Source organism: Enterobacter sp. BWH52, assembly GCF_001037565.1.
GTDB classification, from domain to species: Bacteria; Pseudomonadota; Gammaproteobacteria; order Enterobacterales; family Enterobacteriaceae; genus Enterobacter; species Enterobacter hormaechei_C.
Genome location: NZ_KQ089854.1, coordinates 385,908 through 405,086, shown reverse-complemented (window position 1 = coordinate 405,086; position 19,179 = coordinate 385,908). Strand labels below are relative to the sequence as shown.

Sequence of the window (19,179 nt, the reverse complement as noted above, 5' to 3'; positions counted from 1 at the left end):
GACCGTGCCCGATTACTGATGACGATCAGTGTACGGCAGCAGAGACAGGTAGCGAGCGCGTTTGATAGCGCGAGCCAGCTGACGCTGATATTTTGCACGAGTACCGGTGATACGGCTTGGGACAATCTTACCGCTTTCGGTGATGTAGTTTTTCAGCGTTGCGATATCTTTATAGTCGATCTCTTGAACGCCTTCCGCGGTGAAACGGCAGAACTTGCGACGACGGAAATAACGTGCCATATGGCTAGTCTCCAGAATCTATCAAATCAATCTGCTCGGCATGCAGAACCATTTTGCTCAGGCCGTTCTTTGCCTTGTGGCAAGAAATGAACCCCTGAACGATTACTGCGCTACCGACCGTTAAACTGTGAGTAATGGCCTGGTTTTCGTGTCCGCTAATAATTACGGGCATTTGGCACCACGCCTGCCGGTGAAACCCGGCTTCCTCTTGCACAGAACGATGCTCAAGCACGAACTGGCAATGCGGAATTCCTGATGGGCTGACCTTTCGAAGGGGGGTCCTGCACACGGTGCCGGACAACACCAGACGGTTGGTCATCAGAAATTACTCTTCAGAATCCCCAGCATCAGAATCATCTGCGGTTTCGTTTGCGAAATCATCGCGACGCTCACGGCGCTCGTCTTTCGCTTTAACCATCGGAGATGCTTCGGTCACTGCGTGTTTGGTACGCATAACCATGCTGCGGATAACGGCATCGTTGAAGCGGAAGGTAGTTTCCAGCTCATCGATCACTTCCTGCGGAGCTTCAACGTTCATCAGAACGTAGTGTGCTTTGTGCAGTTTGTTGATCGGGTAAGCCAGCTGACGGCGGCCCCAGTCTTCCAGACGGTGGATCGTGCCTTCTGCACCAGTGATGGCAGCAGAGTAACGCTCGATCATGCCCGGAACCTGTTCGCTCTGGTCAGGGTGGACCATAAAAACGATTTCGTAATGACGCATCGAATTGCTCCTTACGGATTATTCAGCCTCCTGTCTGGGTCAGCCGAGGCCCGGGGAGGCAAGGAACGTGTTAAAGGTCGGCTGAAAAATTGACGCGTCATAATACTTGCGCCCCCCAGGAAACTCAAGCTGATTGCACAAATAATTCGCACAAAGGGTAAAGCTGTTCTAAGTGGGTGATTTAAAATCGCACTCATCAGAAGCGCTGTTTTTTTGAACAACATCATCAGAAATGGTCACCCATCCCAACCCGGGTAGCGATTACACTTTAATCAGAAACCCTGAACAGAGAAGGAGAGCATTCCGCCGTATCACAGCACGCAGTCGTGGAGCGCATATCATGAAAAGAATCGCAATCGCCATTTTGGCTGCGCTTTTGCTCAGTGCAAACGCGATGGCAGCCATCAGAATAGACAGCCAACAGGCCAGAAACATGGATGATGTGCAGAGCTTAGGCGTTATTTACATCAATCATAACTTCGCCACTGAAAGTGAAGCAGATCAGGCGCTTAATGAAGAAACCGATGCGCAGGGCGCAAAATACTATCACGTCATGCTGACACGTGAGCCCGGCAGCAACGGTAATATGCACGCCAGTGCAGATATTTACCAGTAACGCTTTATCGCTAGCACCAGGAAAGCAAAAGAAAATCAAAGCCATATATAATTTGCCCCCTGCCCGGGGGCTTTTTTATGAATGGCTCCGGAATACCACCGGTTACAACTGTTTCGGTATTCCAGAGCACTTATTCACTTCTGCCCGTAATAAGCATTCGGGCCGTGCTTACGCATGAAATGCTTGTTCATCAGATAATCATCAATGCCCTGAAGCTGTGGGTTAATGCCGCGCGCAATCCACGCCATTCTGGCCACCTCTTCCATCACCACCGCGTTATGCACGGCGTCATGCGCATCTTTACCCCAGGAGAATGGACCATGCTGGTACACCACAATACCCGGCGTATGCAGTGGTTCCGTCTCACCCAGCGTTTCGATAATGACCCTGCCGGTGTTAAGTTCGTACTCGCCTTCGACCTCAGTCTGCGTTAACGCCCGCGTGCAGGGAATATCACCGAAGAAGTAGTCCGCGTGCGTTGTACCCAAAGCAGGGATCGCCAGCCCGGCCTGTGCCCAGGCGGTGGCGTGCGTGGAATGGGTATGTACAATCCCCCCCAAGGACGGGTAACGCTGGTACAGCGCCAGATGGGTTGCCGTATCAGAAGAAGGACGCCATTTGCCTTCAACGACCTGTCCTTCCAGGTCAACCACCACCATATCGTCCGCTTTCATGGCGTCATAGGCCACGCCGCTCGGCTTAATCACCACCAGCCCCTGCTCGCGATCGATGGCGCTTACGTTGCCCCAGGTAAACGTCACCAGTCCATAGCGCGGGAGATCCATATTGGCTTCAAAGACCTGCTGTTTCAGCTTAAGCATGTTCCGCCTCCATCAGTCCTGCCCGCGCCATGCGCTCGCACACCCAGTCCCGGGCTTTCGCCACTTCTGCCGCCGGATCGTCCGCGATTTCGCTCCACATCTCAATCAGGTAAGGCCCGCAATAACCTGTCTGTTTGAGCGTCTGGAAGCACCGTTCGAAATCCACCACCCCGGTGCCGAACGGTACGTTTTTAAACACGCCGGGACGGGTATCTTTAACGTGCACCGCCACGATATGCCCGATACCCGCCTGAAGCTCCATCTGTACGTCGTTATCCCATGCCGACAGGTTGCCGATATCCGGATAAAGCTGGAACCACGGGTTATTCAGATAGTGCGCGTAGCCCAGCGCCTTGCTGATGGAGTTCATCAACGGATAATCCATGATCTCCATCGCCAGCGTCACCTGCGCACGGCTTGCCATCTCAACGCTCTCTTTCAGGCCGTCACGGAAACGACGGCGCGTTTCATCATTGGCTTCCTGATAGTAAACATCATAACCCGCCAGTTGGATCACGCGGATGCCGACATCCTGTGCGAAGCGAATAGCTTTACGCATGATCTCCAGCCCTTCGGCGCGTACGGCATCATCTTCGCTGCCAAGCGGAAAACGACGATGAGCGCTCAGGCACATGGATGGCACGCGCACGCCGGTTTCGGCAATGGCGCTCACCAGCGCCAGACGCTGGTCGCGGCTCCAGTCCAGGCGAGCAAGACGCTCGTCCGTCTCATCCAGCGACATTTCGACAAAATCGAAACCCAGCTGCTTCGCCAGCTGTAACCGCTCCAGCCAGCACTCCCCCGCAGGGAGTGCCTTTTCATAGATGCCAAGCGGGACCTGTTTTGACAACATACCCGCTCCTTAACCCCAAAGCTGAGCGATTGAGCGTTTGAACTGACGCGCAGCTTCCACCGGAGATTCCGCATCGCGAATGCTACGACCGGCAATAAAGACGTGAATTGGAATCCCCTTGAACAGCGGCAGATCTTCCAGCGCCAGGCCACCGGTTACGGTCACTTTGAAGCCCATATCGGCCAGACGTTTGATCGCGCTGATATCGGCTTCACCCCACGCCACGCCTGCGGCCTGCGCATCACGGCTGCGGTGATAAACCACCTGCTGGATACCTGCTTCGCGCCACTCCTGCGCCTGCTCCCAGGTCCAGAAACCGGTCAGTTCAATCTGCACGTCGCCATTGAACTCCTTCGCCACGTCCAGCGCGCCTTTCGCAGTGTTGATATCCGCACAGCAGATCACGGTGACCCAGTCGGCGTTGGCTTCAAAGCACATGCGAGAGAGAATTTTGCCCGCATCGGCGATTTTGGCATCCGCCAGCACGATTTTATGCGGATAGAGCGCCTTCAGGTCACGAACCGCACGAACGCCTTCGCCCACGCACAGAATGGTGCCGACTTCGATGATGTCCACTTCTTCCGCAATCAGACGGGTGGTTTCGTAAGCGTGAGACAGAGTCTGGTTATCCAGCGCGACCTGCAACATTGGTAATGACATTTTAAATTCCTCTTAAACGGCCGCCGCAGTGGCGTTATCAATTAAATCCAGCACGTCCTGCGCGGTACGGCAGGCGCGTAAACGGTCAAAATTAGCTTCATCATCAAACAGATTGACGATCTGCATGATGCCCACCTCCTGGTGGGTATTGGCATCGACAGCCGCCATAGTGATAAGGATGTCGACCGGGTCGTTATCTTCGTGGTTAAACACCAGCGGCGTTTTCAACGTCACCAGCGCGAAGCCGGTTTTCTTGACGCCCTCTTCCGGGCGGCCATGCGGCATCGCCAGGCCTGGCGCAATCACAAAGTAAGGGCCATGCTGCGCCACGCCATCCAGAATCGCCTGGTAGTAACGCGGCTCGACAACGTCAGCCTTAACCAGCAGATCCACGCTCAGCTTCACCGCTTCCTGCCAGGTGCTGGCTTCGGCCTGTAAAAGGATGGAGTTATTCTCTGCCAGCGAATCACGTAGTTTCATGTGGCATCCTTACTTCACGTCTTGTGGGAAGTGTTCTTTGATCACTTCCAGCAGCTTTGGTCCGAAATCCGCAGGCGATAGCATGTTGCGTACGCCTACCACGTATTTGTTGCCCGACACGCTAATCTCGCCGGCAATGTGCGTTGAGGCGATGATGATGTCCGCGCCATTCAGTTCACTTTTGTATTCACCCACTGCGCAGCTGTTCACCGTGTGGTCAATGTTTGACTGGGTTAAAAACTGGTCCACTTTCATCTTCATGATCATGGAGCTACCTTGCCCATTGCCACACACAGCCAGGATACGTACGGTCATAATCGAAACTCCTTAATGAGCAGACACTTCTGCTGTTTGTTTTTCCGCATCTTCTTCAGCCCGCAGCGAACGGCCAGCGAAGAACATATAAGCCAGGGCAATCAGGATGATGACGGCCATAAAGACCAGCCCGACGGACGCAAAGCCCTGCATCATCGGCGGCGCCAGAATTGACCAGTCCGCCATGCCCATCCAGGCGCTCATGCCGGTGAGCTTGACCGCCCACACGCACCCGAAGATTTCAACCATGCCCATCACCAGGCAGATCTTGAGCGCTGCGCGCCATCCGCCGAAGTGGTTAGCAAACACGCCGATAGTGGCGTTGGAGAAGAACATCGGGATAAAGCCAGGAATAATCAGGATTGAGGAGCCACAGCCCACCAGAATGCCGACCGCAATCAGCTGGCCGATGGTGCCCCACATAAAGCCCCAGACGACGGCGTTTGGCGCAAAGCTATAGATAGCCGCACAGTCAATCGCCAGCACCGCGCCAGGGATCAGGCGCTGGGAGATGCCGTTAAACGCTTCCGACAGTTCGGCGACGAACATACGCACGCCCTGGGTGATGATGAAAATAGCAACAGCGAAGGAGAAACCGGTTTGCAGGATATAGACCGTCCAGTGGGTTTTACCCGCCATCGCCTGCACCACGTCAATGCCAAAGGAGAGCAGGATGGCGCCGAAGAAGATGGTCATCACAATTGCCGTGGAGACGATGTTGTCGTGGAAGATATTCAGCCAGCCAGGCAATTTGAGGTCTTCAACACTCTCCTCTTTTTTGCCCAGGTACGGCGCGACTTTGTAAGCAATCCAGGAGGCGAACTGCTGCTGGTGACCGATGGAGAAACCGCAGCCGTCCGTAACGTCCTGCGTTGGCTTATACATCATGTTGGAGGTGATGCCCCAGTAAAGTGAGACCAGCACTGCCGTGCAGATGACCGTGGTCCACATTGGGTAGCCGAAGATATAGAGAGAAACGGCAATCAGACCCGCCTGCTGGAACATGATGTGCCCGGTGAGCATGATGGTGCGAATACCGGTGATACGGCGCAGGAGCACGTAAATGATGTTCAGCGCCAGCGCGAGCAGTACCGCATACCCAACCCAGCTGTATGCATCTCCCATGCGATCGATGGTGGCCATCATGGACGCGTAAGTGTCAGAGATGGCGCCGTTAATGCCGTACACCTCTGACATTTTGGCAACAACCGGCTTAAACGTGCTGGTCAGAATGCCAGACCCCGCCTGCAACAGCATAAAACCAATGATGGTTTTGATGGTGCCTTTGATAATCACGCTGACGCTTTTGCGCAGCAGGATGTACCCCAGGCACGTCACGATACCCAGCAACAGCGGGGCGTTGGTCATTACCTGATTAAAGAAAACGGTAAAGACGTTGTAGAGGATCTCCATAACTCTCTCCAGAAAATGAGAACACGAGGGGCAATCCCTGTGTGGTTGGTGTCATCACTCTATTAATCACAAATAATCATCACAAGATTGCATTTGATTATTTGTGACGAATCACGCAATTTATTTCCATGGCGTTAGTAATGATTTTCACTACCGAACCAATCCAATAAATAAACTCTTAATTTTCAGTATATTAATCATTTGTAGCGGTTATCTTATCAACGTCATGATGTTTTTTCTGTGATGTGGCGAGGGGAATTTTCCGTAAATAAGCCATTGCAAATCGATTTAAACAGTGCCAGCATTAATCACAACAAGTCACAGTGTGATTACTTTTGATTAAAACCAGGAGTCAAACGATGAGTAAAGTGAAAACCATCACCCGTGAATCATGGATTCTGAGTACCTTTCCGGAGTGGGGTAGCTGGCTGAACGAAGAGATCGAGCAGGAACAGGTTGCTCCTGGCACATTTGCGATGTGGTGGCTGGGCTGCACCGGGATCTGGCTGAAATCAGAAGGCGGCGCCAACATTTGTGTTGATTTCTGGTGCGGCACCGGCAAACAGAGCCACGGCAATCCACTGATGAAAAAAGGCCACCAGATGCAGCGTATGGCCGGCGTTGAAAAGCTCCAGCCGAACCTGCGCACCACGCCTTTTGTGCTTGATCCTTTTGCCATTCGCCAGATCGACGCCGTTCTCTCTACCCACGATCACAACGATCATATCGACGTGAACGTGGCGGCAGCGGTAATGCAAAACTGCGCGGACGACGTACCGTTTATCGGGCCGCAGACCTGCGTGGATTTGTGGATTGGCTGGGGCGTGCCAAAAGAGCGCTGCATCGTGATGAAGCCGGGCGACGTGGTGAAAATCAAAGACATTGAGATTCACGCGCTGGATGCCTTTGACCGCACCGCGCTGATCACCCTGCCTGCCGATCAGAAAGCCGCAGGCGTACTGCCAGACGGGATGGATGAGCGCGCGGTGAACTATCTGTTCAAAACGCCTGGCGGTTCCCTGTATCACAGCGGTGACTCCCACTACTCCAACTACTACGCGAAGCACGGTAACGAGCACCAGATTGACGTGGCGCTTGGCTCTTACGGTGAAAACCCGCGCGGGATCACCGACAAAATGACCAGCGCGGATATGCTGCGTATGGCCGAAGCGCTGAAAACCAAAGTGGTGATCCCGTTCCACCATGATATCTGGTCAAACTTCCAGGCCGATCCGCAAGAGATCCGCGTCCTGTGGGAGATGAAAAAAGACCGCCTCAAGTATGGCTTCAAGCCGTTCATCTGGCAGGTTGGCGGCAAGTTCACCTGGCCGCTGGATAAAGACAATCTTGAGTATCACTACCCGCGTGGTTTCGATGATTGCTTTACGATTGAACCCGATCTGCCGTTCAAGTCCTTCCTCTGATACCGAGGCCCAATCGCCAGACCCTGCGTCTGGCGATGTCATTTTTATTTTAGTAATTTCACGCTATTTCAAATATCATCTTTTCAAATCAATTCTTATCGGAATAGCTCATGACGGAAGCGCAACGGCATCAAATTTTACTGGAACTCCTGGCGCAAACAGGGTTTATCACCGTCGAGAAAGTGATCGAACGTTTAGGGATCTCCCCCGCTACCGCGCGACGGGATATCAACAAGCTGGATGAGAGCGGCAAGCTGAAAAAAGTCCGCAATGGCGCAGAGGCCATCAGCCAGCAGCGTCCACGCTGGACGCCGATGAACATCCACCAGGCGCAGAATCACGATGAAAAGGTGCGGATTGCCAGAGCGGCGTCACAGCTGGTGAATCCCGGGGAGAGCGTGGTGATCAACTGCGGTTCGACGGCGTTTCTGCTGGGCCGTGAAATGTGCGGCAAGCCGGTGCAAATCATTACCAACTATCTGCCGCTGGCCAATTATCTCATTGACCAGGAACATGAAAGCGTGGTGATCATGGGCGGCCAGTATAACAAGAGCCAGTCCATCACCCTGAGCCCGCAGGACAGTGAAAACAGCCTCTACGCCGGGCACTGGATGTTTACCAGCGGCAAAGGCCTGACGGCGGATGGACTGTATAAAACCGATATGCTCACCGCAATGGCAGAGCAGAACATGCTTAACGTGGTGGGCAAGCTGGTGGTGCTGGTCGACAGCAGCAAGGTCGGTGAACGCGCCGGCATGCTTTTCAGCCGCGCCGAGCAAATCAGCATGGTGATCACCGGCAAAAACGCCAACCCCGAGATCCTCAGCAAGCTGGAGGATCAGGGTGTCACGGTGCTGCGCGTTTAAAGGTGCTGGCGGAAGAATTCTACGGTTGCTTCCAGCGCGGCCGGGGTAATACGGTGCCGGACACCCGCTCCCCACAGGCAGGTCAGATTACTGTCCAGCCCTTCGCGCTGTAGCGCCTGTTGCAGGCGGAACGTTTCACCGGGCGGTACGACGTCGTCGGCATCCCCATGCCACAGCAGCAGCGGACGATCGGCCAGCTGCGAAAGCGCATGGCTGACGTCCCATTCAGACAACAGGGTCTCAATCTCCTGAGGGGCCTGCGGCGGGAATAGCGTCTTTGCCAGCGACGTAAAGTAGCCCGATCCCATCAGGCAAGCCACGGACGTCACCTCCGGATGCCTGGCCATGATCCCCAGCGCCGTCATTCCGCCCATTGATGCGCCTGCGACCGCCAGCCGTTTCCCCTCCACCAGCCCGGCCTGCAAGAGCGCGTCACGCAGCCCGGCGAACTCGGTCAGATTGCCGTGCAGCGTTTGCCAGAACAGCCCCAGCCGCGCCTGCTCATCGCCCGTAAAGCGTGCCCCATGATTCGGCGCATCAGGCATGACCACCCGGAAACCGGCCTGCGCCAGCGCGACGGCAAAATAGCTGTAGACCAGCTTCGAGGAGAGAAAGCCATGATAGAAAACTACCGTCGGCAGCGGCTGTTCACCTTTACCAGCCGGAAAAGCATGGATGATTTCATGCTCACTCAGCTGGCGAGTTTCAATTTCAATCATTGTCGATCCTGTGCTGATGAATGATTCATAATGTTGAGAGCTGGATTACGGTTTCACGATATTTTCATTCGAAATCTACGTCCCAGATAACACTTCGGGAACATTCCCCCAAAACTAAATTCGCAGACAACTACACTATGGCTATCAGGAAAAGAGACAGGTTTATGCGCAGGCTTACCGCTTTATTGCTGGTCTCGCTGCTCAGCGGATGTTCCGTATTGCAGGGTACGCCAGAACCGGCGCCGCCGGTTACCGATCATCCTCAGGAAATTCGTCGTAATCAGACGGAAGGATTACAACGCCTGGGTACCGTATCCGCGATGGTTCGTGGTTCCCCGGATGATGCAGAAGACGCAATTGAAGCGCAGGCCGTTGCCGCAAAAGCAGATTATTACGTCATCACGATGATTGATGAAACCATTATTACGGGACAGTGGTACGCCCAGGGCATTTTGTACCGTAAGTAAGCATCATCATTTGAACGACTTTTACACTGCTTTGCGTCCGTAGACATTTTCCTGTCCACAATAAACTCCATGCCAGCAACAATGGAAATGAGTTTATTCGCGAAGGATTGCCCGGCGGATACCGGAGACACGTGAAAAGGAGCTGACGATGAAACGAACCCTTGCTTTAACGACGCTATTGCTTTCAGCGGGCCTGCTGAGCACCACGGCGCAGTCGGCCGAATTTGCCAGCGCGGATTGCGTCACGGGCCTGAACGAGATTGGTCAGATCTCCGTCAATAATATCACGGGGAGTCCGCAAGACGTTGAACGTGTCGTCGCTCTGAAGGCCGATGAACAGGGCGCATCTTGGTATCGCATCGTCCAGATGCAGGAAGATCACCATGTTAATCACTGGCGCGTGCAGGCCATTCTTTATGCCTAATCCCTTCCGATAAAAGCCACTTAATTTTAGTGGCTTTTCACTTTTGCAAATTTTTTATCTTTCCCAAAACCTAACGAAAACAAACATGTAACATTAGGTTACATTAAAAAGGTAAACGTTATCTCTGCTCTGCCGTTGAACAGCCATCACTTTTCAATAATGAGCAATTTATGATCACCTTTTTCCGCCGGGCAGGTCTGGGCACGAAGCTATCGCTGCTAACAGGTGCCAGTGTCGCCACGCTTTTTTTGCTGTTCACTTTTCTGTTGAGCCACAACACCAGCCAGCAGCTTGAAGATCTTGCGGTTGAAGACCTGCATAACCAGTCTACCGGCATGGTGGATATGGTAGAGATGTTCAACACCAGCCTGAGCGAAGAGGTCGAGAGCTATACCCGCCTGTTCACCACCTTTTTGCCACAGCCATTGAACAGCGACAGCAGCCAGAGCCGCACCATTAACGGCCTTACCGTTCCTCTGCTGAAGGGCGGTGAAACGGAGTTGCATGAAAACAATACGCTTTCTGATGACTTCCTGAGCCGAACGGGGGCCATCTCGACGCTGTTTGTCCGCAGTGGTAACGATTTTATCCGCGTGGCCACGTCGCTGCGCAAAGAGAATGGCGACCGCGCCATCGGAACCGTTCTTGATACCACCAGCCCGGCATTTGCGGCTGTCACCAAAGGGGAGGTCTATCGCGGCCTCGCGCTGCTGTTCGGCAAGCGCTATATCACGCAGTACCAGCCTGTTAAAAATGCGGAAGGCCAGGTTATCGGGATTATCTTTGTTGGCGTCGACATCACCCATTCCTGGAACGTCATGCGCGAGAAAATCCTTAACCGTCGTCTGGGCAAGAGCGGTCACTTCTTTGTACTGGATCGCAGCAGCGGTAAAACGCGCGGACAGTATCTGTTCCATGCCAGCGAAGAGGGCAAACTGCCCAACTGGGACACGGCGACACAGCAGCAGCTTCTGAGTGATAAAGCCGGCACGCTGGAACGCGTGAGCGCGGATGGCCGTACGCTCAAAGTCGCCTACACGCCGCTGCCGGGCTGGAACTGGACCATCGTGGGTGAAGTGGATAAAGCCGTACTGCTTTCAAGCGTCACCACGCTGCGCGATCGCTTCCTGATGGCGGGCGTGGTGCTATCCGCGCTCTTCGCGGGCCTGTTCGTTATCCTCATTCGCCGGATGCTAACCCGCCCACTGCGCGCAGTGATCGCGCTTGCCCGGCAGTATGCCGCAGGCGATCTGCGCGCCAGCCTGCCGGTAACCCGCCAGGATGAGGTCGGCCAGCTGATTGATGCCATCAACGGGATCGGGGGCGGCCTGCAAAAAATTGTGTTGCAGGTCCGCGAGGCCGCAAGCGAAATCCATCTGGGGACTAACGCGCTGGCTTCAGATACCGGCGAGATCTCTGAACAGATCAACAAACAGGCCAGCAGCGTTGAGGAGACCTCCGCCAGCATGGAGCAATTAGCCGCCACCGTGCAGCAAAATGCCGCCAACATGGAGCAAACTCAGCAGCTAGTGGGTGAAACCTCGCGCGCGGTGCATCAGGGTGGAGAGACGGTGACCCACGCAGTTTCCACCATGGATGATATTCGTGATGCATCGAAACGCATTGAAGACATCACCCGCGTGATTGAGTCCATCGCTTTCCAGACCAATATCCTGGCGCTCAATGCGGCGGTTGAAGCGGCGCGGGCGGGCGAGCACGGGAAAGGTTTCGCAGTGGTGGCGCAAGAGGTGCGCGCCCTGGCCGCACGCAGCGCCAACGCGGTAAAAGAGATTGAGCAGCTGATTGGCGACACGCTGAACAAGGTGAGCGAAGGCCATGCGCTTTCTGAGCAGACGCGTCTGGCGATGGATGCCATCATTGTTCATATCGATAACATCAGCCAGCTTGTTACCGAGATCAACCACGCCTCCCGCGAGCAGTCTGCGGGGATTGGTCAGGTGAATCTGGCGATGACGCACATCGGTGAGGCATCGCACATCAATGCCGATCGTATCTCACGCAGCGAGCAGACGGCGCAGACGCTGCGCGAGAAGGGTTCACATCTCACCCGGCTGGTGAGCCTGTTCCAGCTTAAAGCTTAACCGACCCGGCCCGTGGCGCGCAGCAGCAGGTCGTTTTGCACCTGTTCGCTCATCAGCGTGCCGCCCCGGGTATCCAGCATCATGCGGCACCACGCCTGCGCCACGGGCGGCGTTGCGTGCCGCAGCATCTGGCTTCCGGCCCCGATTAAAAAGAGCTGCCGCGCGATCTCCCTGCCCTGCGCTTCCTGCGGTTTACGCAGCTTCTGCTGTAGCTGCCGCCAGCTGCGATCGAAGTGCCTGTCCTGGCCTTTTACCTGCGCGAAATCATCGGCGAGCAGGTCGACAATGCCCGACTGCTTCGCCAGCACGCGCAGGACATCCAGGCACATAATATTGCCAGAGCCTTCCCAGATGCTGTTAACGGGCATTTCACGGTACAACCGCGGAAGCTCACTCTCTTCGCAATAGCCTGCGCCACCCAGCACCTCCATTGCCTCTGCCACAAACGGTATGCCCGCTTTGCAGACGCTGTATTTTGCCGCCGGCGTGAAAAGCCGCGCCCATGCGGCTTCCTGCGGGTCGGTGCGGTTATCCCACGCCCGGGCGAGTCGGAACAGCAGTGCCGTGTGTCCCTCCAGCACCAGCGCCATACGGCTTAGCACGTCGCGCATTAACGGCTGGTCGATCAGATTTTTGCCGAAGGTCTGCCGCTGATGGGCATGATAAAGCGCCACCGAGAGCGCACGGCGCATCAGTCCGTGGCTGCCAAGCGCGCAGTCAAAGCGCGTCAGCCCACCCATCTTAAGAATTTGCCGGACACCTTCACCCTCTTCGCCCAGCAGCCAGCCGTAAGCATCAAGGAACTCAGCCTCACTGCTGGCATTTGAACGGTTACCGAGCTTGTCCTTCAGACGCTCAAGGCGCACGGCATTGCGTTGCCCGTCGGGTAAGAAACGCGGAACAAAAAAGCAGGAAAGCCCGCCCTTCGCCTGCGCCAGCACCAGATGCGCATCGCTCTGCGGCACGGAGAAAAACCATTTGTGCCCCACCAGCCGGTAACTGCCATCACTGCATTTCTCTGCTTTGGTGGTATTACTGAGTACGTCCGAACCGCCCTGCTTTTCCGTCATCCCCATGCCGATCAGCAGGCCGCGCTTTTGCGCCCCCGGTGCGAGATGGGGATCGTAGCGATCGCTCATCAGCGGCGTTAACCAGTCGTGAAACGGTTTGGGCAGCGACTGTAGCAACAGCGGCGTGGCCGCAAAGGTCATGGTCACCGGGCATAGCGTTCCCGCCTCCACCTGAGCATGCAGCACAAAACGCGCGGCCCTGGCGACGAACGATCCTTTCCGCGCCTCCTCCTCCCACGCCAGGTTGTGCACCCGGTTGGCGCAAAGCCCCTGCATCAGAAGATGCCATGCCGGATGAAAGCGGACGTCGTCCAGCCGCACTCCCGTGGCGTCATAACGCAGCAGCTCCGGCGGATTAACGTTCGCCAGCCTGCCCAGCTCCAGCGACTCCGCCGTACCCAACTGCTGTCCGATGCTGGCAAGAAGATCCACATCCCACTCAGCCCCTTCGCGCGCTACCGCATCGCGCAGGGCGCAATCAGAGAGAAAAAGGTTGCTGTTCGATAGCGGTGCAGGTTGATTAAAAACGGTATGTGTCTGCCAGTGCATGCTGTCTCCCTCCTTTCATTGGCAATAAAGGTAAGTATGGACAGAGGGCATGCACGCTGCATGGGAGGGGGGTCACACGATGACGATCGTGTTGATATCATTCGTGAAATAGCTCACAGAACATAAGAATAAACTATTTCATTACTTCACTAATGCTGAATAATTTATTCTTACCCCGTTTTTGTGAGGATCGTTATGCAACAGGATGCGCACAAGCGTGCATTAATTGCAGGCTCCATCGGTAATTTCATCGAGTGGTATGAATTTGCGGTCTACGGTTTTCTGGCAACGGTGATTGCCAGAAACTTCTTCCAGCTTGAGGGGGAAGCGGAGCTCACCAGCCTGATCCTTACCTGGGCCTCGTTCGCCATCGCTTTCTTCTTCCGTCCGCTGGGTGCGGTGGTCTTTGGCCGCATTGGCGACAGGATTGGCCGCAAACCGACGCTGATTATCGTGCTGGTATTGATGACGCTCGCCACCGCTGCCATCGGTATTGTGCCGGTCTACGCCAGTATCGGGATTGCCGCGCCGCTGATCGTTACGCTCCTGCGTATTCTGCAAGGACTGTTCGCGGGCGGTGAGTATGGCGGTGCGGTCTCATTGATGACGGAGTTCGCCCCGCGCGGCAAGCGCGGTCTTTACGGGGCATGGCAGTCCTTCACCGTGGCGCTCGGACTGTTAGCGGGCGCAGGTATTGTCGCGTTGCTCTCTGCCCTGCTCTCCCCTGAAGCCTTGCACGACTGGGGCTGGCGCATTCCGTTCTTCCTGGCGTTGCCGATGGGTGCGGTCGCGCTATGGCTGCGGGTGAGCATGGAAGAGACGCCGAGCTTTGTGCAGCAACGGGAAAAACCGGTTGTTACTCAGGCCACCACCGCCGCCACGTTCAAAACCATCCTGATGGGCATTGGCCGCGTGATGGTCTGGTCTGCGGCGGGCTATACCTATCTGGTGATTATGCCGACCTATCTGCAATCTGCGCTGCACACCGGTTTTAACCAGGCGCTGCTGATTGCGGTGATTTCTAACATTGGGTTTGCGCTCACGATCATTCCGTCGGGCATGCTGAGCGACAGGATCGGGCGGCGGACGGTGATGATTATCTCCACCGTGCTCCTGCTGATCCTCGCCCTGCCGCTGCTGAAAATTTTGCAGGCGGAAACCAGTACGCTGGCGGTCAAAGCGATTGTGGTGCTGATTGCGGGAGGTCTGGTTGGGATGCTGGCAGGGCCGGGGCCGGCAATGCTGTCTGAGATGTTCCCGACGCGCGTGCGTTATACCGGGCTGGGGCTGGCCTATTCTCTGTCGAATGCGATCTTCTCGGGCTGCGCGGGGCTGATCATTACCGGGCTGATTAAAGAGACGGGCAATCTGGATATTCCGGCGTACTACGTGATGGCAACGGCGGTGGTGAGTATTTTCGCGCTGATGACGCTGAGGAAGGATGACCATTTACGGTCGTTAGAGGAGTGAGATTGTTGCCCGGTGGCGCTGCGCTTAGCGGGCCTACGTTACCATGCTTTTGTAGGCCGGGTGAGGCGAAGCCGCCACCCGGCACAACAGGCTACCCGCGCTGACGCACCGCTTCGAACAGGCAGATACCCGTCGCAACAGAAACGTTCAGGGACGACACGCTGCCTGCCATCGGGATGCTGATCAGCTCGTCGCAGTGCTCGCGCGTCAGACGACGCATGCCTTCACCTTCTGCCCCCATCACCAGCGCCATGCGGCCGGTCATTTTGCTCTGATACAGGGTGTGATCCGCTTCACCGGCTGTGCCGACGATCCAGATATTCTCTTCCTGCAACAGACGCATGGTGCGCGCCAGGTTAGTCACGCGGATCAGCGGAACGTTTTCCGCCGCGCCGCAGGCAACTTTTTTAGCGGTAGCGTTAAGCTGCGCGGAACGATCTCTTGGCACAATCACCGCATGCACGCCTGCTGCATCGGCGCTACGCAGGCACGCGCCCAGGTTATGCGGGTCGGTTACGCCATCAAGGATCAGGAAGAACGGGTTATCCAGCTCAGCGATCAGATCCGGCAGATCGTTCTCCTGATACTGACGGCCTGGCTTCACGCGCGCGATAATGCCCTGGTGTACAGCTCCTTCGCTTTTCTCATCCAGATACTGGCGGTTCGCCAGTTGGATCACTACGCCCTGCGCTTCCAGCGCGTGGATCAGCGGCATCAGACGTTTATCTTCTCGCCCTTTCAGAATAAAAACTTCCTGAAAACGCTCCGGCGCGCGCTCCAGCAGGGCCTGCACCGCGTGGATGCCGTAAATCATTTCACTCATTGATGGTTCTCGTAATAAATATTTTCCCTCTCCCGTTGGGGAGAGGGTCAGGGTGAGGGGAAATTACTCCGCCTGCTGTTTCTTCGCCGCGCGCTTCGCTTTGGTCGCGGCCGCTATTTTTTGGGTCTTGGTCGACGGTTTTTTCGCTTTACGAGCGTCTTTTTTTGCCGCCTTGGGCTTCTGTTTCTTCTCGCCACGGAAAGCGCTGTCTGGCTCAAAGTTTACTCTTTTACCTGCCTGACGTCGCTTGCCGCCCGCTTTACCGTTGCCACCTTTTTTCGCTTTCTCACGCTCGGTTTTCCCGACGTTACGCGGAGCACGCTCGCTGGAGATGAGGCTGAAGTCGATTTTACGGTCGTCCATATTCACGGCTTCAACCTTCACTTCCACCCGATCTCCCAGACGGTAGGTCTGGCCGCCGGATTCGCCGATCAGACGTTGTCCGACCTGGTCGAAGCGGTAGTAATCGTTATCGAGGCTTGAAACGTGCACCAGACCGTCGATAAACAGCTCATCCAGACGCACGAAGAAGCCAAAGCCGGTGACGCTGGCAATCACGCCTTTAAAGATATTACCCACCTGATCCAGCATAAAGTCACACTTCAGCCAGTCCGCCACGTCGCGCGTTGCTTCATCCGCACGACGCTCGGTCATGGAACAGTGCTGGCCCAGTTGCAGCATCTCTTCCATGGAGTAGTGATACCCTCCGGTTTCGGTCGTATTGCCTTTATGACCCTGCTCGTGCGCCAGCAGATACTTGATCGCACGGTGCAGGGACAGATCCGGATAACGGCGGATCGGCGAGGTAAAGTGCGCGTACGACTGTAAGGCCAGACCAAAGTGGCCCCGGTTTTCCGGATCGTAAATCGCCTGCTTCATGGAGCGCAGCAGCATGGTTTGCAGCATTTCCGCGTCAGGACGATCGCTGATGGATTCCAGCAGCTCGGCGTAATCGCGTGGCTCAGGCTTATTACCGCCAGGCAGCTCCAGGCCGAGTTCAGCCAGCACGGAGCGGAACGAGGTTACGGCTTCCGTGGTTGGCTTGTCGTGAATACGGAACAGCGCAGGCTCTTTGGCTTTCTCAACGAAACGTGCCGCCGAGATGTTTGCCAGGATCATACACTCTTCAATCAGCTTGTGCGCATCGTTACGCTGGGTCTGTTCGATACGCTCAATGCGGCGCTCGGCGTTGAAGATAAACTTCGCTTCTTCGCTCTCAAAGGAGATCCCGCCGCGCTCTTCGCGCGCCTGATCCAGCGTTTTGTAGAGGTTGTGCAGCTCTTCGATGTGTTTGACCAGCGGCGCGTACTGTTCGCGCAGATCCTGATCGCCCTGCAACATATGCCAGACCTTGGTATAGGTCAGGCGCGCATGGGAACTCATCACTGCTTCGTAGAACTTATAGCCCGTCAGACGTCCCTTGCTGGAGATGGTCATTTCGCAGACCATACACAGGCGGTCCACCTGCGGGTTGAGGGAACACAGGCCGTTGGAGAGCACTTCTGGCAGCATCGGTACAACCTGCGACGGGAAGTAGACCGATGTACCGCGGCTGCGCGCTTCGTTATCCAGCGGCGTGTGTGGACGTACGTAGTAGCTCACATCCGCGATAGCCACCCACAGACGCCAGCCACCACCACGTTTTTTCTCACAGTACACGGCATCATCGAAGTCACGGGCGTCTTCACCATCAATGGTGACCAGCGGCAGATCGCGCAGATCCACGCGGCCTGCTTTGGACTCTTCCGGCACTTCTTCACGCAGGTTTTCGATCTGGTCTTCAACCGCTTTCGGCCAGACGTACGGAATTTCATGGGTGCGCAGCGCCATATCAACGGCCATGCCGGTGCCCATGTTATCGCCCAGCACTTCGACGATTTTACCTACCGCTTTTGTGCGACGAGTTGGGCGCTGGGTGAGTTCAACCACCACCACAAAGCCCATGCGTGCGCCCATCACCTCTTCAGGCGGGATGAGAATGTCGAAGCTCAGACGGCTGTCGTCCGGCACCACAAAACCTACGCCCGCATCGGTAAAGTAACGGCCAACGATCTGGCTGGTTTTCGGCACCAGCACGCGGACCACGCGCGCTTCGCGGCGGCCTTTACGGTCTGCACCCAGCGGCTGCGCCAGGATCTGGTCGCCGTGAATACACATCTTCATCTGTTCGGATGAGAGGTACAGATCGTCTTTACGGCCTTCCACGCGCAGGAAGCCGAAGCCATCGCGGTGACCAATAACGGTGCCTTTCAGCAGGTCGAGGCGTTCTGGCAGCGCGTAGCACTGGCGACGAGTAAAGACCAGCTGCCCGTCACGCTCCATGGCGCGCAGGCGGCGGCGAAGGGCTTCAATTTGCTCTTCACCTTCAATGTTTAATTCAACGGCAAGTTCTTCACGATTGGCGGGTTTTTCGCGTTTTGTTAAGTGTTCAATGATGAACTCGCGGCTGGGGATAGGATTCGCGTATTTTTCGGCTTCGCGTTCCTGGAAAGGATCTTGTGACATGTCGGTTCCTCCGTTGTCAGCTCCGGTGGAAATTTTCTTCATTCCACCAGCAATAATTTATAAAGCGGTTGATTCTCTTCAACCAAATCGGCCAGCGTGTAGTTATCCAGTTCCTTGAGAAAACTTTGCACGGCCTTTGAAAGCGCCTGTTTCAGGCGGCAAGCGGGCGTAATGTGGCAGAACGCGCTGCTACAGTTCACCAGAGAGAGCGGCTCCAGTTCACGTACCACATCGCCAATACGGATACTCTGTGCCGGTTTACCGAGACGGATCCCTCCATTCTTCCCGCGGACGGCAGCAACGTATCCGGCACGACTAAGTTGATTGATTATTTTGACCATATGATTACGGGACACACCGTACACCTCTGTGACTTCAGAGATGCTGGTCATCTTCCCATCGGGTAACGACGCCATGTAAATCAGCGCGCGTAAGCCGTAATCGGTGAAACTTGTTAACTGCACATCAACCTCAGGAAAAAGGGAAAACGCGGTTAAACCGCAGAGATATTCATTAATGATGATAAACCAGCCAGATAGTTAGCGGCTAATTTATTTGACAGACGGGGCGAAAAAGCGGAGATCCAGGAGCGGTCGCCGGATGGCGCTGCGCTTATCCGGCCTACGGGTTTCCCCGCAGGC

Annotated in this window: 21 protein-coding genes; 7 read left to right on the top strand and 14 right to left on the bottom strand. The window is 55.5% G+C overall.

Annotated elements, in window-relative coordinates; all coding sequences use genetic code 11:
- Positions 1-12: 12 nt before the first annotated feature.
- From rpsR to rpsF, 3 genes are read right to left on the bottom strand one after another with little or no spacing between them, the layout of a single operon-like run.
- Entirely contained in the window at positions 13-240 is a 228-nt protein-coding gene (gene rpsR / locus SK47_RS01975; RefSeq protein ID WP_000135199.1) for a 30S ribosomal protein S18, read from the bottom strand.
- A 4-nt stretch (positions 241-244) separates the two neighbouring features.
- Positions 245-559: a primosomal replication protein N gene (gene priB / locus SK47_RS01970; RefSeq protein WP_003856035.1), complete on the bottom strand. Its 315-nt coding sequence runs from the start codon at positions 557-559 to the stop codon at positions 245-247.
- Between the two features lie 6 nt (positions 560-565).
- Positions 566-961 (bottom strand): 30S ribosomal protein S6, encoded by a 396-nt coding sequence (rpsF, locus tag SK47_RS01965; RefSeq protein WP_003856034.1) that lies wholly within the window; start codon positions 959-961, stop codon positions 566-568.
- 340 nt (positions 962-1,301) lie between these two features.
- Here rpsF and yjfY point away from each other — a divergent pair, with 340 nt between their 5' ends.
- Positions 1,302-1,577 carry a DUF1471 family protein YjfY gene (gene yjfY / locus SK47_RS01960; protein ID WP_017383944.1) on the top strand — a complete coding sequence of 92 codons (276 nt, stop codon included), beginning with the start codon at positions 1,302-1,304 and terminating at the stop codon, positions 1,575-1,577.
- 134 nt (positions 1,578-1,711) lie between these two features.
- Here the strand turns inward: yjfY and SK47_RS01955 are convergent, their stop codons facing one another.
- From SK47_RS01955 to ulaA, 6 genes are read right to left on the bottom strand one after another with little or no spacing between them, the layout of a single operon-like run.
- Positions 1,712-2,398 carry an L-ribulose-5-phosphate 4-epimerase gene (locus SK47_RS01955; protein WP_023324047.1) on the bottom strand — a complete coding sequence of 229 codons (687 nt, stop codon included), beginning with the start codon at positions 2,396-2,398 and terminating at the stop codon, positions 1,712-1,714.
- On the bottom strand, positions 2,391-3,251 hold the full coding sequence (locus tag SK47_RS01950) for an L-ribulose-5-phosphate 3-epimerase (RefSeq protein WP_045894185.1): 861 nt from the start codon (positions 3,249-3,251) through the stop codon (positions 2,391-2,393). The genes SK47_RS01955 and SK47_RS01950 overlap by 8 nt, the downstream gene beginning before the upstream one ends.
- A gap of 9 nt (positions 3,252-3,260) precedes the next feature.
- Positions 3,261-3,911, bottom strand: coding sequence for a 3-keto-L-gulonate-6-phosphate decarboxylase UlaD (gene ulaD / locus SK47_RS01945; RefSeq protein WP_003856025.1), 651 nt, complete (start codon positions 3,909-3,911; stop codon positions 3,261-3,263).
- A 12-nt stretch (positions 3,912-3,923) separates the two neighbouring features.
- Positions 3,924-4,391: a PTS ascorbate transporter subunit IIA gene (gene ulaC, locus SK47_RS01940; protein WP_003856024.1), complete on the bottom strand. Its 468-nt coding sequence runs from the start codon at positions 4,389-4,391 to the stop codon at positions 3,924-3,926.
- Positions 4,392-4,400: 9 nt separating this feature from the next.
- The gene (ulaB, locus tag SK47_RS01935; protein WP_003856022.1) at positions 4,401-4,706 is read right to left on the bottom strand and encodes a PTS ascorbate transporter subunit IIB; all 306 of its coding nucleotides are present in this window, start codon (positions 4,704-4,706) and stop codon (positions 4,401-4,403) included.
- A 12-nt stretch (positions 4,707-4,718) separates the two neighbouring features.
- Positions 4,719-6,119: a PTS ascorbate transporter subunit IIC gene (ulaA, locus tag SK47_RS01930; protein ID WP_003856019.1), complete on the bottom strand. Its 1,401-nt coding sequence runs from the start codon at positions 6,117-6,119 to the stop codon at positions 4,719-4,721.
- 359 nt (positions 6,120-6,478) lie between these two features.
- On the opposite strand from ulaA, the gene ulaG reads away from it, so the two are divergent.
- Together ulaG and ulaR are read left to right on the top strand one after the other, a co-directional pair.
- Positions 6,479-7,543, top strand: a complete 1,065-nt coding sequence (gene ulaG, locus SK47_RS01925; protein ID WP_023315266.1) for an L-ascorbate 6-phosphate lactonase — start codon at positions 6,479-6,481, stop codon at positions 7,541-7,543.
- Between the two features lie 110 nt (positions 7,544-7,653).
- Positions 7,654-8,409, top strand: coding sequence for an HTH-type transcriptional regulator UlaR (gene ulaR, locus SK47_RS01920; RefSeq protein WP_003856014.1), 756 nt, complete (start codon positions 7,654-7,656; stop codon positions 8,407-8,409).
- Here ulaR and yjfP read toward each other — a convergent pair.
- Positions 8,406-9,128 carry an esterase gene (yjfP, locus tag SK47_RS01915; RefSeq protein ID WP_023315265.1) on the bottom strand — a complete coding sequence of 241 codons (723 nt, stop codon included), beginning with the start codon at positions 9,126-9,128 and terminating at the stop codon, positions 8,406-8,408. The two genes, ulaR and yjfP, sit on opposite strands and share 4 nt — an antisense overlap.
- A 137-nt stretch (positions 9,129-9,265) precedes the next feature.
- On the opposite strand from yjfP, the gene bsmA reads away from it, so the two are divergent.
- The 3 genes from bsmA to SK47_RS01900 all read left to right on the top strand — a co-directional run bounded on the left by bsmA (position 9,266) and on the right by SK47_RS01900 (position 12,121).
- A complete protein-coding gene (gene bsmA, locus SK47_RS01910) occupies positions 9,266-9,595 on the top strand; it encodes a biofilm peroxide resistance protein BsmA (protein ID WP_003856011.1) in 330 nt (109 codons plus the stop codon).
- Positions 9,596-9,743: 148 nt separating this feature from the next.
- On the top strand, positions 9,744-10,019 hold the full coding sequence (gene yjfN / locus SK47_RS01905) for a DUF1471 family protease activator YjfN (RefSeq protein ID WP_003856009.1): 276 nt from the start codon (positions 9,744-9,746) through the stop codon (positions 10,017-10,019).
- 170 nt (positions 10,020-10,189) lie between these two features.
- Positions 10,190-12,121: a methyl-accepting chemotaxis protein gene (locus SK47_RS01900; protein WP_023315264.1), complete on the top strand. Its 1,932-nt coding sequence runs from the start codon at positions 10,190-10,192 to the stop codon at positions 12,119-12,121.
- On the opposite strand, the gene SK47_RS01895 is transcribed toward SK47_RS01900, so the two are convergent.
- Positions 12,118-13,740, bottom strand: a complete 1,623-nt coding sequence (locus tag SK47_RS01895) for an isovaleryl-CoA dehydrogenase (RefSeq protein WP_003856005.1) — start codon at positions 13,738-13,740, stop codon at positions 12,118-12,120. The genes SK47_RS01900 and SK47_RS01895 overlap by 4 nt on opposite strands.
- Positions 13,741-13,935: 195 nt before the next feature.
- On the opposite strand from SK47_RS01895, the gene SK47_RS01890 reads away from it, so the two are divergent.
- Entirely contained in the window at positions 13,936-15,210 is a 1,275-nt protein-coding gene (locus tag SK47_RS01890; RefSeq protein ID WP_023315262.1) for an MFS transporter, read from the top strand.
- A gap of 91 nt (positions 15,211-15,301) precedes the next feature.
- Here the strand turns inward: SK47_RS01890 and rlmB are convergent, their stop codons facing one another.
- The 3 genes from rlmB to nsrR form a co-directional block, all read right to left on the bottom strand.
- A complete protein-coding gene (rlmB, locus tag SK47_RS01885) occupies positions 15,302-16,033 on the bottom strand; it encodes a 23S rRNA (guanosine(2251)-2'-O)-methyltransferase RlmB (protein ID WP_003856001.1) in 732 nt (243 codons plus the stop codon).
- A 63-nt stretch (positions 16,034-16,096) separates the two neighbouring features.
- Positions 16,097-18,538, bottom strand: coding sequence for a ribonuclease R (rnr, locus tag SK47_RS01880; RefSeq protein WP_023315260.1), 2,442 nt, complete (start codon positions 18,536-18,538; stop codon positions 16,097-16,099).
- Positions 18,539-18,576: 38 nt separating this feature from the next.
- Positions 18,577-19,002: a nitric oxide-sensing transcriptional repressor NsrR gene (gene nsrR / locus SK47_RS01875; RefSeq protein WP_003855998.1), complete on the bottom strand. Its 426-nt coding sequence runs from the start codon at positions 19,000-19,002 to the stop codon at positions 18,577-18,579.
- Positions 19,003-19,179: the final 177 nt, after the last annotated feature.